Below are 16,635 nucleotides of genomic sequence, written 5' to 3'. Positions count from 1 at the left end.
ACACCGAGCCAGAAGGCCCTCACCCAGTTCAAGCACCCAGCACGCGTGTCACCAACGTCCCGGGACAACACACCTAGGCCGCCTCCGACACCGCCTCCGCGGCCTTCCGCTGCCGCATCCGCACGGCGTGCGGGTCCGTCCTCTGGTCGTAGGACATGAGCTTCGGCAGCGACAGGGCCAGCAGCCCCACCGACGCCACGCACGCCAGGCCGCCCGACCACACCGACGTCCGCACGCTGGTCAGCGCCGCCATGCCGCCCGCCCGGACCTGGCCCAGCTGCGGGCCGACGGAGTACGACAGCAGCTCTATGCCGGCGAGGCGGCCGCGCAGCTCGTCCGGGATCGTCTGGTCCCAGATCGCCGAGCGGAACAGGCCGCTGACCGTGTCGCAGCCGCCCGCGACGGCCAGGAAGAGGAGCACCAGCCAGATGTTGTGCAGCCGGCCCGCCACGGCCATCGCCGCGCCCCAGCCCGCCGCCGCGAGCACCACCAGCCGGCCGTGCCGGTGGATGCGCGAGACCCAGCCGCTGGTGAGGCTCACCACCAGCGAGCCGACCGCGCCCGCCGAGTACATCAGGCCCAATGCCCACCGCGCGTGAAGGTCGTCGGCGAGGAACGGGAAGATCGCGGTGGGGTAGGCGAAGAACATCGCCGCCATGTCCACGGCGTACGTACCCAGCAGCTCCTTGCGGCTCCACGCGTAGCGGGCGCCGTCGAGGATGCCGCGCAGCGACGGCTTCTCCGCGTCGTGGGAGGCGGGGGAGGGCGCCAGGCCCAGGGCGAGGACCAGGGACAGCGCGAACGAGAGGGCGTCCAGGAAGTACGCCCACGGCAGCCCGGCGAAGGTGATGACCACACCGGCCAGCGAGGGGCCGGCGATGGCCCCGACCTGCCAGCGCATGGAGTTCAGCGCGATGGCGGCCGGCAGCTGCTCGTGGGGGACGATCCGCGGCACGATCGCCTGCAGCGCCGGACGCTGCAGCCCGGTCAGCGCGCTGACCAGCGCGGCCACCACGTACAGCGGCCAGACCATCGGGTGCGGCAGCAGCGTGTTGAGCAGCAGCATCACGCTCAGGACGCCGAGTCCGGCCTCCGTCCACACGATCAGCTTGCGGCGGTCGAGGGCGTCGGCGAGGGCGCCGCCGTACAGACCGAAGACGATCAGCGGTACCAGCTCGACCGCACCGACCGCACCGACCGCGAGCGTGGATCCCGTCAGCTCCTTGAGCTGCAGCGGCACCGCCACGAAGGTCAGGAAGCTGCCGAAGACGGTCACCAGACCGGCGATCCACATGCGACGGAAGTCGGGCGAGGAGCGCCAGGGGGAGAGGTCGGGCAGCAGGGCGCGCAGGCGGCCGGCAGGGGACGGGGGAGGGGGATGGTGCTCGGTCACGGGGCACCATGGTCCGGTCGTGGCCCGGGCGAAGCAAACGAATATCCCGGAAAGGCGCCTTCCGGCCGGATCCGGCCCGTTCCGGAGCGACGGGGTCCGGGCCCGGGGCGGCGCCCGCCGCTACCAGCGGGTGGGTGGCGGGGCGGCCAGCTGCTCCGCCAGGCGGGACAGGCGGTCGCGGAAGCGGCGGCCCCGCGGGGCCGGGCGGGTGGTCTCGCCGGCGGCGGCGCTGACCAGGTGCTGGACGGTGTCCAGATCCAGCTCGGCGGCGGCCGGCACGCTCAGCGCGTCGTGCGCGAGCGCGTGCAGGTCCGCCTGCGCGGCGCCGGCCGCGCCGTCCAGCGCCAGGACGGTCACCCCGCCGCGCCGGGCGTCGTGCACCCGCTCCAGCAGCCCGTCCCCGGGCTGCCCCTCCGCCACCACCAGCAGCGTCTCGCCGCGCCGGGCCGCCCCCAGGCGGCTCAGCCCGACCGACAGGTGCGCCGGCGCGCCGGACGGCACCCGGTGGCGCACGAGCGTCGGGGTGAGCTCCGGCAGGCCGGACCAGGCGGCCTCGTCGTCCAGGTGGGCGGCGAGGTGCCAGGGCTCGTACTCGACCGTGCCGACGAGCAGCAGCCCGCCGCCGTGGGCCTCGACGGAGGTCCGCAGGGCCCCCGCGAAACGGCGGGTGGCCCGCAGCCACTCGGTCCCGGCCAGCGCCTCGCGCAGCAGTGCGACCCGTACGGCGTCCATGCGGCGCATCCTGCCCCAACCGCCGCAGGAGGATGCGGAGTTACGGGGTGGCTCACCCGTTCGGGCGCCGGGGGCGCTCGTGCGGGGCGCAACCGGGCCGTCGGGCGCGCCACGGGCGTGACAGTATCGCTGTCATGACTACTTCTGATGGCGTGGTGAAGGACGTGAAGAAGGCCCCCGCTAAGGATCCTTGGGACCTTCCCGATGTTTCCGGCATGGTGGTCGGGGTGCTCGGCGGCACCGGCGACCAGGGCCGCGGCCTCGCCTACCGGCTGGCCAAGGCCGGCCAGCGAGTGATCATCGGTTCGCGCGCCGCGGAGCGGGCGCAGGCCGCCGCCGACGAGCTGGGCCTGGGCATCGAGGGCCTGGACAACGCCGAGTGCGCCCGCCGCAGCGACATCGTGATCGTCGCCGTGCCGTGGGACGGCCACGCCAAGACCCTCGAAGCGCTGCGCGAGGAGCTCGCGGGCAAGCTCGTCGTCGACTGCGTCAACCCGCTCGGCTTCGACAAGCAGGGCGCCTACGCGCTCAAGCCGGAGGAGGGCAGCGCCGCCCAGCAGGCCGCCGCGCTGCTGCCGGAGTCCCGGGTGACCGCCGCCTTCCACCACCTGTCCGCGGTGCTGCTGTCGGACCCGGAGATCGCGGAGATCGACACCGACGTGATGGTCCTCGGCGAGAAGCGCGCCGACACCGACATCGTGCAGGCGCTGGCCGGCCGCATCCCCGGCATGCGCGGCGTCTTCGCGGGCCGGCTGCGCAACGCCCACCAGGTGGAGTCCCTGGTCGCCAACCTGATCTCCGTGAACCGCCGCTACAAGGCCCACGCGGGGCTGCGGGTCACGGACGTCTGAGCCGCCCGGGGCATGGGGGACAATGACCGGGATCGTACGCACATGCGCCCCGGCCATCGGACAGGAGCCGCCCCCATGCCCCGCCTCGCCCTCTACGCCCTCGCCGTCTGCGTCCTCGCGGTCGCGGCGGCCGTCGTCTCCTTCGCGCGCGGCAGCTGGCTCGGCATCGTGTGGATCCTGCTGCTCGGCGTCGCGTCGAACATCGCCTGGTACTACGTGCGCAAGGCGAAGAACGACAAGGCCGCGGAGCAGGGCTCCGCGGCCGGGTGAGCGAGCTGGATCAGCCGATCACGAGGCCGTCCAGCGGCGGGATCTCCGGCGTGCCCTCCCAGAAGCGGAACAGCTTCTGGCCCCAGTAGGTGTCCCACTCGGTGACGCCGAGCGTCCGCAGCAGCGCGTCGATCATGTCGAAGAAGGCGTGGTTGACCTCCGGGATCCACAGGAAGCCGAAGACCGCGAGCAGGCCGAACGGCGCGAACGGCTCCACCTGGCGCCGCACCTTGTACGGCAGCCAGGGCTCGATCACGCCGTAGCCGTCCAGGCCCGGCACGGGCAGGAAGTTGAGGATCACCGCGGTCACGTGCAGCTGGATGGTGAAGGCGAGGGCGTAGCGGACGTTGTCCGGCACCCCGTCCAGCGCTCCCAGCAGGAAGGGCAGGCCGACGGCGAGGACGAAGAGGGCGTCCATCAGCGGGCCGGCCGCCGAGACCAGGCTCTGCTTCCAGCGGCTGCGGATGCGGTGGCGCTCGATGAAGACCGCGCCGCCCGGCAGGCCGATGCCGCCCATGATGACGAAGATCACCGGCAGCACGATGCTGAGCAGGGCGTGGGTGTACAGGAGGGGGTTGAGGGTCAGGTAACCCTTGGCCCCGACGGATATGTCACCGCCGTGCAGGGCGGTGCGGGCGTGCGAGAACTCGTGCAGGCACAGCGAGACGATCCAGCCCGAGAGGATGAAAAGGAACACGGCGAAGCCGGGGCTCGCCGAGAAATCGGTCCACACCGCCCAGAACGAGACCGCCATGATGGCGACGAGGGCGAGGAAGACGGGGCTCACACGCCCTTCGCCGCGGGTCGCTTGCGTTGCCATGCCAGTGTGCTCCTGGGAGTGAGGCCGCCGGGAAATGCCCGGGGCGTGCGAACGTACCGGGCGACGGTACTTGGCCCGGGACATATTTCGTAGCGCCGGGTTCGGGGCGGGGGAGAATGGGCCGGTGCGTTACGGCATCCTCGGCACCACCCAGGCCCACACCGACGACGGCATCCCCATGGCCCTCGGCGGTACCCGGCTGCGCGCGCTCCTGGCCGCGCTGGCCCTGCACCCGGGGCGGCTGCGCCCCGCCGGTGCACTGATCGACGAGGTCTGGGACGGTGCACCGCCCGCGGACGCGGTGGGCGCCCTGCAGGCGCTCGTCGGACGGCTGCGGCGGGCCGTGGGCCGGGAGGCGGTGGCCTCCGCCGCGGGCGGCTACCGGCTGTCCGCCGACCCCGACGACGTCGACCTGCACCGCTTCGAGCGGCTGGCCGGCGAGGGCGAGAGGGCCCTCGCCGACGGGGATGCCGCCAAGGCGGCGGTCCTGCTCGACGACGCCCTCGCGCTGTGGCGCGGCCCCGCCCTCGCGGACCTGCCGGGCCGGGCCGTGCCGGCCCGCCGGCTGGAGACCCGTCACCTGGCGGCTCGCCGCGCCCGCCTGGCCGCCGCGGTGTCCCTGGGCCAGGCGGCCGGAACGCTCCCCGCCCTGGCCGAACTCTGCGACGCCCACCCCCTCGACGAACCCCTCCAGGCCCTCCGCCTGCGCGCCCTGCGCGCCGCGGGCCGCCCCGCCGAGGCCCTGGCCGCCTACGCCGAGGTCGCCCGCACCCTGACCGAAACCCTGGGCACCACCCCGGGCCCGGAACTCCGCGCCCTCCACGGCGAACTCCTCCACCCCGACGACCCGCCGCCGGGCGGCACGCCACGGCCCCGGACCGGGCCGCCCGTCGCCCCCGGCACGGCGGCCCCGCACCGCGACGGGGCGCCCGTCGCGCCCGCGGCGCAGCCGGGTCAGGACCCCGGGGCCGCCGCGCCCGAGGCCGGGCAGCCGCCCGCCCCGGGCGGCGCAGCCGCACCGGCACCCGGGCCGCACGGCGCCGTGCCCCCGTCCACGGACGGGCCGGCCACGCCCACGGCGTTCGGGGCGGACGTGGCTCCCGCACTCGCCTCCGCGGCGCTCGGCGCGCCGGCACCCGGGCCGCACGGCTCCGTGCCCCCGGTCGTGGACGGGCCGGCCGCGCCCGCGGCCTTCGGGGCGGACGTGGCTCCCGCACTCGCCTCCGCGGCGCTCGGCGTGCCGGTACCCGGGCCGCACGGCTCCGTGCCCCCGGTCGTGGACGGGCCGGCCGCGCCCGCGGCCTTCGGGGCGGACGTGGCTCCCGCACTCGCCTCCGCGGCGCTCGGCGCGCCGGCACCCGGGGGCGGTGCGGCGCGGGGGAACCTGCGGGCGCGGCTCACGTCCTTCGTCGGGCGGGAGCGGGAGATCGCCCTGATCCGGGAAGATCTGGCGCAGCACCGGCTGGTGACGCTGCTCGGGCCCGGCGGCGCGGGGAAGACGCGGCTGTCGCAGGAGGCCGCCGAGGCGGCCGCGCCGGCGGAAGGGCGCTGGCCCGACGGGGTGTGGCTCGCGGAGCTGGCGCCCGTGGACGACGCCGAGACCGTGCCCGAGGCGGTGCTCACCGCGCTCGGAGCGCGCGAGACCGTCGTGCGCGGCACCGCCGCCGAGGGACTGCGGGCCGCCGCCGACGCCACCGCCCTCGACCCGCTGGCACGGCTCGCCGAGCACTGCGCACGCCGCCGCATGCTGCTCGTCCTCGACAACTGCGAGCACGTCATCGACGCCGCCGCCCGCCTCGCCGAGACGCTCCTCGCGCATTGCCCGGGCGTCACCGTGCTCGCTACCAGCCGGGAACCCCTCGCCGTGCCCGGCGAGCTGGTGCGGCCCGTCGAGCCGCTGCCCGACCCCGTCGCCCTGCGGCTGCTCGCCGACCGCGGTGCCGCCGCCCGGCCCGGCTTCCGGGTGGAGGACGACCCGGCGGCCTGTGCCGAGATCTGCCGCCGCCTGGACGGCCTGCCGCTCGCCATCGAGCTCGCCGCCGCCCGGCTGCGCCTGCTCACCCCCCGCGGCCTCGCCGACCGCCTCGACGACCGCTTCCGGCTGCTCACCTCCGGCAGCCGCACCGTGCTGCCCCGCCAGCAGACGCTGCGCGCGGTCGTGGACTGGTCGTGGGACCTGCTGGACGCGCCCGAACGCGCCGTCCTGCGCCGCCTGTCCGTCTTCTCCGGCGGCTGCGACCTGTCCGCCGCCGAGGAGGTCTGCGCCGACGGCACCGACGTCCACGCCCTGGACGTCGCGGCCCTCCTCGGCTCGCTCGTCGACAAGTCGCTCGTGGTGGCCGCCCCCGCCCCCGACGGCCAGATGCGCTACCGCCTGCTGGAGACCGTCGGCGAGTACGCCGGCGAGCGGCTGGACGAGGCCGGCGAACGGACGGCCGTCGAACGGCGCCACCTGGTGGCCTTCCGCGAACTGGCCCGCACCGCCGACCCCTTGCTGCGCGGCACCGGGCAGCGCGCCTGGCTGGACCGGCTGGAGCTGGAGCACGACAACCTCCGCGCCGCGCTCCGCCGCGCCGTCGCCGCCCGCGACGAGCACGAGGCGCTGTGCCTGGTGCTGTCCCTGGCGTGGTTCTGGCAGCTGCGCGACCACCGCGCCGACGCCCGGCACTGGACGGAGGCCGTGGCCGCACTGGGCCCCAACCCCTTCGCGGAGCCCATCGAGCCCGCCCCGCCCCTGTACGTCTCGTGCACCGAGGCGCCGCCCCCGATGCCCCCGGACCTGCTGCAGGAGGCGCGCCGCGGCATCCGGCTGGTCGCGATCGCCAACGTGGAGGCCAACATGCGGGAGATCGGATCGCCCTCCACCCAGGAGCTGTTGCACGGCATCGTCGCCGCCTACGGCGAGGGGCAGCCGCAGAACTGCCGCGTGCCGGGCATGATGTGGTACTACGCGACCTTGATGACGGGCGCCGCGGACGACCTCTACGCCGTCCTCGACGACGCCGTGCAGCGCTGCCGCGAGCTCGGCTACTCCTGGGAGCTCGCCAACCTGCTGCAGCTGCGTGCCAAGGTGCTCAACGACAGCGTCGACCGGGTCGACCAGGGCATCGCGGACGCCGACGAGAGCCTGGAGATCTTCCGGGGCGTCGGCGACTCCTGGGGCGTGGCCGAGGCGCTGTCCGGCCGGGGCGAGGCCCTGGAGAAGCACGGCGAGCTCGCGGCCGCCGCCGTCGACTACCGCGCGGCCATCGACCGCGTGGTGGAACTGGGCGCTGCGGGGCAGGTGCCCCTGCTGCGGGCCCGGCTCACCGAGGTGCTGATGGAGGACGGCCAGCTCACCCCGGAGGAGGGCGAGCGGATCTACCGCGAGGCGCTCGCCGACGCCGTGCGGCTCAGCCCCGACACCGCCGCCTTCATCCGCGTCCATCTCGGCATCCGCGTGGCCCGCTCGGGCCGCCCGGCGGAGGCCAGGGAGCACTTCGACCTGCTCGCACAGGACTTCGACGAGCGGGCCATCGCCGTCTTCGAGGGCCTGATGGCCGGCCTGCTCGCCTGGACCGACACCCTGCTGGGCCGCCCGCAGGAGGCACTGCCGAGGGTGCGCGTCGCGCTGGAGAAGTGCGAGGACCCGCTGAGCCGGCTGATCGCCCCGCAGTTGCTGACCGCGGCACTGCTGCACGGCGCGCACGCCCACGCCGCGCTGGGCGGCGAGGAGCACGCCCTGACGGCGGCCCGCCTGCTCGGCGCCTGCGAGACCCTGCGCTACCCGGGCTTCCGCATCCCCTCCATGGAGACCGAGATCCGTGACTGGACCGCGGAACGGGCCCGGGCCGCGCTGGGCGAGCAGGTCTACGGGCGGGCGCACGCCGAGGGCGCCGGCCTCTCCCCCACGGAGGCCGGCGCCCTCGTCTGACGCGCATCCGACGCCGCCGTGCGGGGCGGCCGGTCAGGTCCTCTTGCGGAACTTGGCGACCGCCAGCGGAGCCGTCACCACCGTGATGGCCACCGACCAGGCCAGCGTCATCCACACCGAGTGGGCCACCGGGCCGCCGTTGATCAGGTGACGGGCGGCGTCGGCGAGGTTGGAGAGCGGGTTGTACTTCGTGAACCCCTCCAGCCAGCCCGGCATGTTCGAGGTGGGCGCGAAGATGGAGCTGCCGAACTGCAGCGGCATCAGGACGATCATGGCGACCCCCTGAACGGCCTGTGCCGTCTTCATGGTCAGACCCAGCAGGATGAAGATCCACATCAGCGAGGCGCCGAACGTCATGGACAGCGCCACCGCCGCCAGCAGGTGCGCCACCGACGTGCTGACGGTCAGACCGATCGCGAAGCCCATGGCCAGCAGGATCGTGGTCGCGACGAGCATCCGGCCGACCTCGACGACGATCTTCGCGATGAGGACGGAGGACCGGGCTATCGGCATCGTGCGGAAGCGGTCCATCACCCCCTTCTTGAAGTCGTCGTTGACGCCCGTGCCGACCGCCATGGCGATGTTCATGCCCGTCATCGCCATCAGGCCGGGCACCAGGTAGTTGACGTACTCCTTCTCGTGGCCCTTGCCGGCGATCGAGCCGCCGAAGACGTAGGTGAACAGCAGGATGAAGATGATCGGCATCAGCACCGCGTCGAACATCGACTCGGGGTCCTGCTTGATCTGCAGCATGTTGCGGCGCGCCAGCGCCCCGATGTGCCGCAGATTGGCCCGCAGGCCGATCCGGCCGTCCTGGGCGGCCGCCGCGGGCGCACTGATCGTCGCCGCGCTCATACCGCGACCTCCTCAAGCTCGTCGGTGTGCTGCTCGGCGGCAGCCGGTGTGGACGTCTTCTGGCCCGTCACGGCGAGGAACACCTCGTCCAGGCTGGGCAGATGGGTGCTGATGCCGGCGATGGCGAAGCCACGGCCGCCCAGCATGCCGATCACGGCGGTCAGCTGCTCGTCGCTGACGATGGGGACGTTGACCACGCCCTCCGCCTCGTCGGCGGTGGCGCCGGCGACCCCGGCCAGCCCGGCGCGGGAGACCTCCTCGGCCATCCGGGACAGCTCGGCCCGGTCCGCCGGGCGGATCTGCAGGGTGCGCCCGCCGACCTTCGCCTTCAGCTCGTCGACCCCGCCCCCGGCGATGACCCGGCCGCGGTCGATGACGGTCAGCTCGTCGGCCAGCTGCTCGGCCTCCTCCATGTACTGCGTGGTGAGCAGGACCGTGGCGCCCTCGGACACCATCCGCTGCACCTCGGCCCACACCTCGTTGCGGGTGCGCGGGTCGAGGCCCGTGGTGGGCTCGTCCAGGTAGAGCACCGCCGGCTGGCCGATCATGGAAGCGGCCAGGTCGAGCCGGCGCCGCATGCCGCCGGAGTAGGTCATCGCGGGGCGCTTGGCGGCCTCCGTCAGGGAGAAGCGCTCCAGCATCTCCTCGGCCCGCCGCCGGGCGTCCTTGCGCGAGAGGTCGAGCAGCCGCCCGATCATGTAGAGGTTCTCGGTGCCGGAGAGCTTCTCGTCCACCGAGGCGTACTGCCCCGTCAGCCCGATGGCCCGGCGCAGCTGCCGGGGCTGCCGCAGCACGTCGTACCCGGCGACCCGGGCGCTGCCCGCGTCCGGCCGGATCAGCGTGGACAGGCATCTGACCAGCGTCGTCTTGCCGGCGCCGTTGGGGCCGAGGACGCCGAGGACCGTGCCCTCGCGTACGTCCAGGTCGACCCCGTCGAGTGCCTTGGTCGCACCGAAGTGCTTCACCAGGCCCCGTACGTGGACCGCGTTTCCGTCGCGGTCGTGGATGTCGGTTCGCGTCATGCCCACTACCGTGCCAGGCGTCACTGACAACGGGCCGACATTTTTCCGGCGGCCGGAACGGGCCGCCGACGGCTCACCGACAGATCACCGACACGGTGCCGGCGGCGGACCGCCGGCACCGCGGTGCCCTAGGTGCGCCTTAGTGGAAGGAGTGCTCCTCCGCCGGGTACGCCCCGCCGACGACGTCCTCCGCGAACGCCTTGGCGGCGCCCCCGAGGACCTCGCGCACCTGCGCGTACTGCTTGACGAAGCGCGGCAGGCGGCCGCTCGTCATCCCGGCCATGTCGGTCCACACCAGCACCTGCGCGTCGCACTCGACGCCCGCGCCGATGCCCACGGTGGGGATGTGCAGGGTGCGGGTGACCTCGGCGGCCAGCTCCGCCGGCACGAGCTCCAGCACGACGGCGAAGGCGCCCGCGTCCTGGACGGCCTTGGCGTCGCGCAGCAGCTGCTGGGCCGCCTCCTCGCCGCGGCCCTGCACGGGGTAGCCGCCGTAGGCGTTGACGGACTGCGGGGTCAGGCCGACGTGCGCCAGGACCGGTATGCCGGCCTGGACCAGCAGCTCGATCTGGTGGGCCGAGCGCTCGCCGCCCTCCAGCTTGACCGCGCCGACGCCCGCCTCCTTCACCAGCCGGGTGGCGTTGCGCAGCGCCTGGACCGCCCCCTCCTGGTACGAGCCGAAGGGCAGGTCGCCGACGACCAGGGCGCGCTTGGTGCCCCGTACGACGGCGGCCGAGAGGAGGGTGATCTCGTCCATGGTGACCGGCACCGTGGACTCGTAGCCGAGGTGACAGTTGCCCATCGAGTCGCCCACGAGCAGGACGGGGATGCCGGCCTCGTCGAAGACGGAGGCGGTCATCGCGTCGTAGGCGGTGAGCATGGGCCACTTCTCGCCGCGCTCCTTGGCGGCGGCGATGTCACGGACGGTGATGCGACGGGAACTCGTACCGCCGTACAGCGCCTTGGTGCCGGCCTTCTGGCTGCTGTCGGGGGATTGCAAGGCATGCGTCATTGCCGTGGCTCCTGTATGTGTCGTCTCGAAGCGCCCTGACGGCGTCTCCGGATCACCTCCATGCTGACACGCCGCACCCGGGCGGGGAAGTGGCCCCCGCCCCGGCCGGGAGCCGGGCCCCGCTCGGGCCCGCCCGGGGCCCGCGCGGGCGCGAAGGCAGCCGGTGCGGAGCCGGTCACCGAGCCGATACGGAACGGGTCCGTATCGAAATAATCTATCGTGGTGGCCATGGCGACTCCCGACTCCTCCCCACCCGCCCGCAAGGTCCCCGAGGACGTCCACCGCCGGCGCTGGGCCGTCCTCGCCGTGCTGCTGTGCAGCCTGCTCGTGGTCGTCCTCGGCAATTCGGTCCTCAACGTGGCGATGAAGACGATCGCCGCACCCGCCCCCACCGGCCTGGGGGCCACCCAGAGCGAGCTGGAGTGGGCGATCAACGCCTACACCCTGGTCTTCGCCGGAATACTGTTCACCGCCGGCCTGCTCGGCGACCGGTGGGGCCGCAAGAAGGTCCTCGTCTTCGGCATGACCGTCTTCGGGATCGGCTCCGTGCTCGCCTCCATGGCCGGATCGCCCGCCGAGCTGATCGCCTACCGCGCGCTCATGGGCTTCGGCGGCGCGTTCGTCATGCCGTCGACGCTCGCCATCATCATGAACGTCTTCGAGCGGGACGAGCAGCCCAAGGCCATCGGCATCTGGGCCGGCGCCGTCGGCATGGCCATCGCCCTGGGGCCCATCACCGGCGGCCTCCTGCTCAGCCGGTTCTGGTGGGGCTCGGTCTTCCTGATCAACGTCCCGATCGTCGTCGCCGCCGTCACCGCGATGGTCCTCCTCGTCCCCGACTCCCGGGACCCCCGCCCCGGCCGGCTCGACCCCCTCGGCGTGCTGCTGTCCGTCGTCGGACTCGTCCTGCTGGTCTACGGCATCATCAAGGGCGGCCAGCTCGCCGACTTCACCGTGCCCGAGGTCTACGGAACGGCCGCCGGCGGCCTGCTCGTGCTCGCCCTGTTCGTCCTGCACGAGCGGCGCAGCACCCACCCGGCCATGGACGTGCGCTACTTCCGCAATCCGGCCTTCTCGGCGGCCGTCTCCTCGCTGGCGCTGGTCTTCTTCGGGCTGATGGGCGTCACGTTCTTCATGGTCTTCTACACCCAGAGCGCCCGCGGCTTCACCCCGCTGCAGAGCGGCCTGCTGATGCTGCCGCTCGCCGCCGCCCAGATGATCTTCGCGTCGCGCACCCGGATCGTCGTCCAGCGGTTCGGCGCCCGCGCCGTGTGCACCGGCGGCATGCTCGTGATGGCCGCCACCATGGCCGGCTACGCCCTGCTCGACACGGACACCCCGATCTGGGTCCTGGAGGTGCTGTTCCTCTTCCAGGGCATCGCGATGGCCCACATCACCCCGCCCGCCACCGTCTCGATCATGCAGTCGCTGCCCCGCGAGAAGGCCGGCTCCGGCTCCGCCGTGAACAACACCTTCCGGCAGATCGGCGGCGCCCTCGGTGTCGCCGTGCTCGGCTCGGTGCTCTCCACCACCTACCGCGACGGCATCACCGGCCGGCTCGACGCCGTCCCCGGGCTGACCGACGAGGCCCGGCACGCCGCCGGCGAGTCCATCGAGGCGACCCTCGCCGTCGCCGGGAAGCTCGGCCCGGCGGGCGACGGCCTCGTCGCCCCCGCCCGCGACGCGTTCGTCCACGCCATGCACGTCACCGTCCTCGGCGCCAGCGCCTTCGCCCTGCTCGGAGCGATCGTCGCCCTGCTCTTCCTGCCGCCCCGGCAGGCGGGCCGCGGCGCGCCCGGCACGGCCCGGCCGGACGCCGAGAAGGAACAGGCGGGAGCAGGCAGTTGAACGGCACCGGCACCCCCGCGCACGGGAGCACCGGCACCCCCGCCCAGGGCACCGCCCGCGCCGGGCGCCGCGGGCGGCCGCGCAGCGCGGCCGTCGACACCGCCGTCGTCGAGACCGTGCTGCGCCTGCTGGAACAGGGCGTCACCATCGGCGAGCTGTCGATGGAGCGGATAGCCCGCGAGGCGGGCGTCGGCAAGGCCGCCCTCTACCGGCGCTGGGCCGGCAAGGAGGAGCTGATGCTCGACGTGCTGCGCTCCCTCGACGACGTCAGCCAGCCCGAGCCGCCCGGCGTCTCGGTCCGCGACGACCTCGTCGTGCTCCTGGAGTTCCTGCGCCGGCGCGGGCTCGCCAAGCGCTCCTCCGCCGTCCTGCGCACGGTCGTCACCCAGGTCAAGGCGCACCCCAGGCTCTGGAACGAATACCACCGCACGGTCGTCACGGCCCGTCGCGAGGCCGTCTTCGCCGTGCTGCGGCGCGGCATGGCGACCGGTGAGGTCCGCTCCGACCTGGACGTCGAGCTGCTGGCCGAGCTGTTCGTCAGCCCGATGCTGACCCGGGCCCTGCTGCACGAGTGGGAGGATCTCTCCGAGGGGCTGGCGGAGCGGATCGTCGACACCGTGCTGGAGGGCGTACGGCCCCGGGAGAGGGCTTTTTCCGGCTGAGACCCGAATGTGCCCGTTCTGTCACAGCCCCCGGAGGGGCGCGATCGACAGGAACCCCGGCACACCGGACGGTCGTCCTCCTCCCCGACGCCCCCGCCAGGGGTGGCCGGGTAAGCCCCGCTCCGATGATCACCTATGGTCGGGTGGCGGGGACGCAGTTGACGAAGCAGTGAGGACATCCCATGCCGCAGGCATACATGGAGGAGACGGGCCACGAGGGAGCCGCTCCGGAGCGGAACGGCTCCGGAGTCCGCCGCTTCCTCACCGCCCGGTGGCAGGACAAGCGGGACGAGCAGCAGGACGAGAAGAGGCAGTGGAAGAGCCCCGGCATGTGGCGCCGCGGCGCGGTGCTCGCCGCGGCCGCCGTGCTGCTGGGCCTGCTGATGCTGCTGCACGCCGACATCCCCAACCGGGTCGGCAACCTCGGCAGCCTCACCGAGACGTTCCTGCCCTGGCTGGGCCTGTTCCTCCCGGTGCTGCTCGGGCTGGCGCTGTGGCGCCGCTCGGCGACGGCCCTGATAGCCCTGCTGCTCCCCGCCGTCGTCTGGGCCAACCTCTTCGGCGGCCTGCTGAGCGACAAGTCCGGCAAGGGCGGCAACTTCACCGTCGCCACCCACAACGTCAACGCCGAGAACCCCAACCCGGCCGCCACCGCCCGGGCCGTGGCCGCCTCCGGCGCGGACGTCGTCGCCCTGGAGGAGCTCAGCGACGCCTCCCGGTACGCGAAGGCGCTCGCGGGCACGTACAAGTACCACTCCGTGCAGGGCACGGTGGGCATCTGGAGCAAGTACCCGCTGCAGCTGAGCCAGCCCGTCGACATCAAGCTGGGCTGGACGCGCGCCCTGCGCGCCACCGTCCGCACCCCGCAGGGCCCGGTGGCCGTCTACGTCGCCCACCTGCCCTCGGTGCGCGTGAAGTTCAACGCCGGCTTCACCGCCGGGCAGCGCGACAACAGCGCCGAGGCGCTCGGCCGGGCCATCGCCCAGGAGCCGGAGAAGAGGGTCGTCCTCCTCGGTGACCTCAACGGCACCATGAACGACCGCTCGCTCGCCCCCATCACCTCGCAGCTGCGCTCGGCGCAGGGCGCGGCCGGCGACGGCTTCGGCTTCAGCTGGCCCGCCGACTTCCCGATGGCCCGCATCGACCAGATCATGGTGCGCGGCATGGACCCGGTCTCGGCGTGGACCCTGCCGGCGACGCCGAGCGACCACCTGCCGGTGGCGGCGCGGTTCACGATCTGACGCCGCGCGGCACACTGGAGTCATGTGCCGCAGCATCAAGACGCTCAGGGCGCCGGTGACGCCCGAGGTGGGCGAGGACGACATCCGCGCGGCCGCCCTGCAGTACGTGCGGAAGGTGTCGGGGTTCCACCACCCCGCCGCGCACAACGAGGCCGTCTTCGAGCAGGCCGTCGACGAGGTGGCCGCGGCGACGGCCCGGCTGCTGGACGGACTGGTGGTGCGGGGCAGGGGATGAGCCTCCTGCCCCGCCCGGGTGTCACACGCTCTCGCGCCAGGCGTTCGTGATCGGCAGGCGACGGTCCTTGCCGAAGCCCTTCGCCGAGATCTTCGTGCCCGGCGGGTACTGGCGCCGCTTGTACTCCGCCGTGTCGACGAGCCGCAGGATGCGCGTGACCAGCTCCGCGTCGAAGCCCTCCGCGACGATGGCCGCCCGGCCCTGGTCCCGGTCGACGTACAGCTCCAGGATCCGGTCGAGCACGTCGTAGTCCGGCAGCGAGTCCGTGTCCACCTGGCCCGGGCGCAGCTCGGCGCTCGGGGGCTTGGTGATGGAGTTCTCGGGGATGGGCGGTGTCTCGCCGCGCTCGGCCGCCGCCCGGTTGCGCCAGCGGGCGAGGCGGAAGATGCCCGTCTTGTAGACGTCCTTGATCGGGCCGTACGCGCCCACCGAGTCGCCGTAGAGCGTGGAGTAGCCGCACGCCAGCTCGGACTTGTTGCCCGGCGCCAGCACGATGTGGCCCTCCTGGTTGGAGATCGCCATCAGCATCGTGCCCCGCAGGCGGGACTGCAGGTTCTCCTCGGCGAGGCCGGTCAGGCCCAGCGCCCCCATGTACGCGTCGAACATCGGTGCGATCGGCACGGTGCGGAGGTGGAGGCCGGTGCGGCGGGCCAGTTCCTCGGCGTCGCCGAGGGAGTGGTCGGAGGAGTAGCGGGACGGCATGGCCACGCCGTACACGTTCTCCGCACCGATCGCGTCGCAGGCGACGGCCGCGACGAGCGCGGAGTCGATGCCGCCGGAGAGGCCGATGAGGACGCTGCGGAAACCGTTCTTCCGGACGTAGGCCCGCAGGCCCGTCACCAGCGCGCTGTACACCTCCTCGTCGTCGCCCAGGTGCGCCACCTCGCCGCCGGTGAACTCCGGCTCGTAGGCGGGCAGGGGCTCGGCGGAGAGGGTGACGTGCTCGATGCGCAGGCCGTCGTCGACCACGCCGGACGGCGGCGTCGCCGGGGCCTCGGGCAGGTCGAGGTCGAGCACCACGCAGCGCTCCTCGAACTGCGGGGCGCGCGTGACGACCTCGCCGTCGCGGTCGACGACGATCGAGTCGCCGTCGAAGACCAGCTCGTCCTGGCCGCCGGTCATCGCCAGGTAGGCGAGGGTGCAGCCGGCCTCCTGGGCCCGCTTGCGGACCAGCTCCAGGCGGGTGTCGTCCTTCTCCCGCTCGTAGGGGGAGGCGTTGACCGAGAGCAGCAGCCCGGCCCCGGCGGTGCGGGTGGCGGGCACGCGGCCGCCGCCCTGCCAGAGGTCCTCGCAGATGGCGAGGGCGACGTCCACGCCGTGCACGCGGATCATCGGCAGCGTGTCGCCGGGCACGAAGTACCGGAACTCGTCGAAGACCCCGTAGTTGGGCAGGTGGTGCTTGGCGAAGGTGAGCACGGCCTCGCCGCGGTGCAGCACGGCGGCGGCGTTGCACGGGGCACCGGCCGGCCGGCCCAGCTCGTGGCGGAACTCCTCGTGGCGGTCGAGGTAGCCGACGACCACCGGCAGCTCCCCGAGGCCCTCCGCCTGCAGGCGTCCGGCGAGGGAGTGCAGGGCGGTCCGGCTGGCCTCGACGAAGGACGACCGCAGGGCGAGGTCCTCGACGGGGTAGCCCGTCAGCACCATCTCGGGGAACGCCACGAGGTGGGCTCCCTGTTCGGCGGAGTGCCGGGTCCAGCGGACGATCGAGTCGGCGTTCCCGGCGAGGTCGCCGACGCGGGAGTCGATCTGGTTCAGGGCGAGACGAAGTTGAGCCACGCCGC

General features: G+C 73.6%; 14 protein-coding genes. 7 read left to right on the top strand and 7 right to left on the bottom strand.

Annotated features, from left to right (window positions below):
- Window positions 1-73 precede the first annotated feature (73 nt).
- Window positions 74-1,393, bottom strand: a complete 1,320-nt coding sequence (locus IE182_RS23220) for an MFS transporter (protein WP_190111835.1) — start codon at window positions 1,391-1,393, stop codon at window positions 74-76.
- A gap of 120 nt (window positions 1,394-1,513) precedes the next feature.
- Window positions 1,514-2,125, bottom strand: a complete 612-nt coding sequence (locus IE182_RS23215; RefSeq protein WP_190111834.1) for a hypothetical protein — start codon at window positions 2,123-2,125, stop codon at window positions 1,514-1,516.
- 134 nt (window positions 2,126-2,259) lie between these two features.
- Between IE182_RS23215 and npdG the strand changes: the two genes are divergently transcribed.
- Complete coding sequence (gene npdG / locus IE182_RS23210) at window positions 2,260-2,976, top strand: NADPH-dependent F420 reductase (protein WP_190111833.1); 717 nt, start codon at window positions 2,260-2,262, stop codon at window positions 2,974-2,976.
- A gap of 75 nt (window positions 2,977-3,051) precedes the next feature.
- Window positions 3,052-3,246: a hypothetical protein gene (locus tag IE182_RS23205; protein ID WP_190111832.1), complete on the top strand. Its 195-nt coding sequence runs from the start codon at window positions 3,052-3,054 to the stop codon at window positions 3,244-3,246.
- Between the two features lie 10 nt (window positions 3,247-3,256).
- Here IE182_RS23205 and IE182_RS23200 read toward each other — a convergent pair whose 3' ends face one another.
- Complete coding sequence (locus IE182_RS23200; RefSeq protein WP_190111831.1) at window positions 3,257-4,066, bottom strand: site-2 protease family protein; 810 nt, start codon at window positions 4,064-4,066, stop codon at window positions 3,257-3,259.
- 124 nt (window positions 4,067-4,190) lie between these two features.
- Here IE182_RS23200 and IE182_RS23195 point away from each other — a divergent pair, with 124 nt between their 5' ends.
- Complete coding sequence (locus IE182_RS23195) at window positions 4,191-7,979, top strand: AfsR/SARP family transcriptional regulator (protein ID WP_229845038.1); 3,789 nt, start codon at window positions 4,191-4,193, stop codon at window positions 7,977-7,979.
- A gap of 33 nt (window positions 7,980-8,012) precedes the next feature.
- Here IE182_RS23195 and IE182_RS23190 read toward each other — a convergent pair whose 3' ends face one another.
- The 3 genes from IE182_RS23190 to panB form a co-directional block, all read right to left on the bottom strand.
- Window positions 8,013-8,834, bottom strand: coding sequence for an ABC transporter permease (locus IE182_RS23190; RefSeq protein WP_190111830.1), 822 nt, complete (start codon window positions 8,832-8,834; stop codon window positions 8,013-8,015).
- Window positions 8,831-9,856: an ATP-binding cassette domain-containing protein gene (locus tag IE182_RS23185; RefSeq protein ID WP_190111829.1), complete on the bottom strand. Its 1,026-nt coding sequence runs from the start codon at window positions 9,854-9,856 to the stop codon at window positions 8,831-8,833. The genes IE182_RS23190 and IE182_RS23185 overlap by 4 nt, the downstream gene beginning before the upstream one ends.
- A gap of 139 nt (window positions 9,857-9,995) precedes the next feature.
- Window positions 9,996-10,868 carry a 3-methyl-2-oxobutanoate hydroxymethyltransferase gene (panB, locus tag IE182_RS23180; RefSeq protein ID WP_190111828.1) on the bottom strand — a complete coding sequence of 291 codons (873 nt, stop codon included), beginning with the start codon at window positions 10,866-10,868 and terminating at the stop codon, window positions 9,996-9,998.
- Window positions 10,869-11,096: 228 nt separating this feature from the next.
- Here panB and IE182_RS23175 point away from each other — a divergent pair, with 228 nt between their 5' ends.
- The 4 genes from IE182_RS23175 to IE182_RS23160 all read left to right on the top strand — a co-directional run bounded on the left by IE182_RS23175 (window position 11,097) and on the right by IE182_RS23160 (window position 14,854).
- Entirely contained in the window at window positions 11,097-12,716 is a 1,620-nt protein-coding gene (locus tag IE182_RS23175; RefSeq protein ID WP_190111827.1) for an MFS transporter, read from the top strand.
- On the top strand, window positions 12,713-13,378 hold the full coding sequence (locus tag IE182_RS23170; protein WP_190111826.1) for a TetR/AcrR family transcriptional regulator: 666 nt from the start codon (window positions 12,713-12,715) through the stop codon (window positions 13,376-13,378). Before IE182_RS23175 ends, IE182_RS23170 begins: the two co-directional genes overlap by 4 nt.
- A 329-nt stretch (window positions 13,379-13,707) precedes the next feature.
- The gene (locus IE182_RS23165; protein WP_373303601.1) at window positions 13,708-14,619 is read left to right on the top strand and encodes an endonuclease/exonuclease/phosphatase family protein; all 912 of its coding nucleotides are present in this window, start codon (window positions 13,708-13,710) and stop codon (window positions 14,617-14,619) included.
- Between the two features lie 22 nt (window positions 14,620-14,641).
- Complete coding sequence (locus IE182_RS23160; RefSeq protein WP_190111824.1) at window positions 14,642-14,854, top strand: DUF2277 domain-containing protein; 213 nt, start codon at window positions 14,642-14,644, stop codon at window positions 14,852-14,854.
- Between the two features lie 21 nt (window positions 14,855-14,875).
- On the opposite strand, the gene IE182_RS23155 is transcribed toward IE182_RS23160, so the two are convergent.
- Window positions 14,876-16,630 (bottom strand): NAD+ synthase, encoded by a 1,755-nt coding sequence (locus IE182_RS23155; protein ID WP_190111823.1) that lies wholly within the window; start codon window positions 16,628-16,630, stop codon window positions 14,876-14,878.
- Window positions 16,631-16,635 lie beyond the last annotated feature (5 nt).

Source organism: Streptomyces cinnamoneus (genome assembly GCF_014650495.1).
In the GTDB taxonomy this organism is placed as follows: Bacteria; Actinomycetota; Actinomycetes; order Streptomycetales; family Streptomycetaceae; genus Streptomyces; species Streptomyces cinnamoneus.
Note: the sequence above shows the minus strand (reverse complement) of the source record. Positions and strands in the feature narration are given on the sequence as shown.

What these genes read in the sequence shown, in the direction of transcription:
- npdG (WP_190111833.1), top strand. Translation starts at nt 2,260, where the DNA reads ATGACTACTTCTGATGGCGTGGTGAAGGACGTGAAGAAGGCCCCCGCT.
- IE182_RS23165 (WP_373303601.1), top strand. Translation starts at nt 13,708, where the DNA reads ATGTGGCGCCGCGGCGCGGTGCTCGCCGCGGCCGCCGTGCTGCTGGGC.
- IE182_RS23190 (WP_190111830.1), bottom strand. Translation starts at nt 8,834, where the DNA reads ATGAGCGCGGCGACGATCAGTGCGCCCGCGGCGGCCGCCCAGGACGGC.
- IE182_RS23205 (WP_190111832.1), top strand. Translation starts at nt 3,052, where the DNA reads ATGCCCCGCCTCGCCCTCTACGCCCTCGCCGTCTGCGTCCTCGCGGTC.
- IE182_RS23160 (WP_190111824.1), top strand. Translation starts at nt 14,642, where the DNA reads ATGTGCCGCAGCATCAAGACGCTCAGGGCGCCGGTGACGCCCGAGGTG.
- IE182_RS23215 (WP_190111834.1), bottom strand. Translation starts at nt 2,125, where the DNA reads ATGGACGCCGTACGGGTCGCACTGCTGCGCGAGGCGCTGGCCGGGACC.
- IE182_RS23175 (WP_190111827.1), top strand. Translation starts at nt 11,097, where the DNA reads ATGGCGACTCCCGACTCCTCCCCACCCGCCCGCAAGGTCCCCGAGGAC.
- panB (WP_190111828.1), bottom strand. Translation starts at nt 10,868, where the DNA reads ATGACGCATGCCTTGCAATCCCCCGACAGCAGCCAGAAGGCCGGCACC.
- IE182_RS23200 (WP_190111831.1), bottom strand. Translation starts at nt 4,066, where the DNA reads ATGGCAACGCAAGCGACCCGCGGCGAAGGGCGTGTGAGCCCCGTCTTC.
- IE182_RS23185 (WP_190111829.1), bottom strand. Translation starts at nt 9,856, where the DNA reads ATGACGCGAACCGACATCCACGACCGCGACGGAAACGCGGTCCACGTA.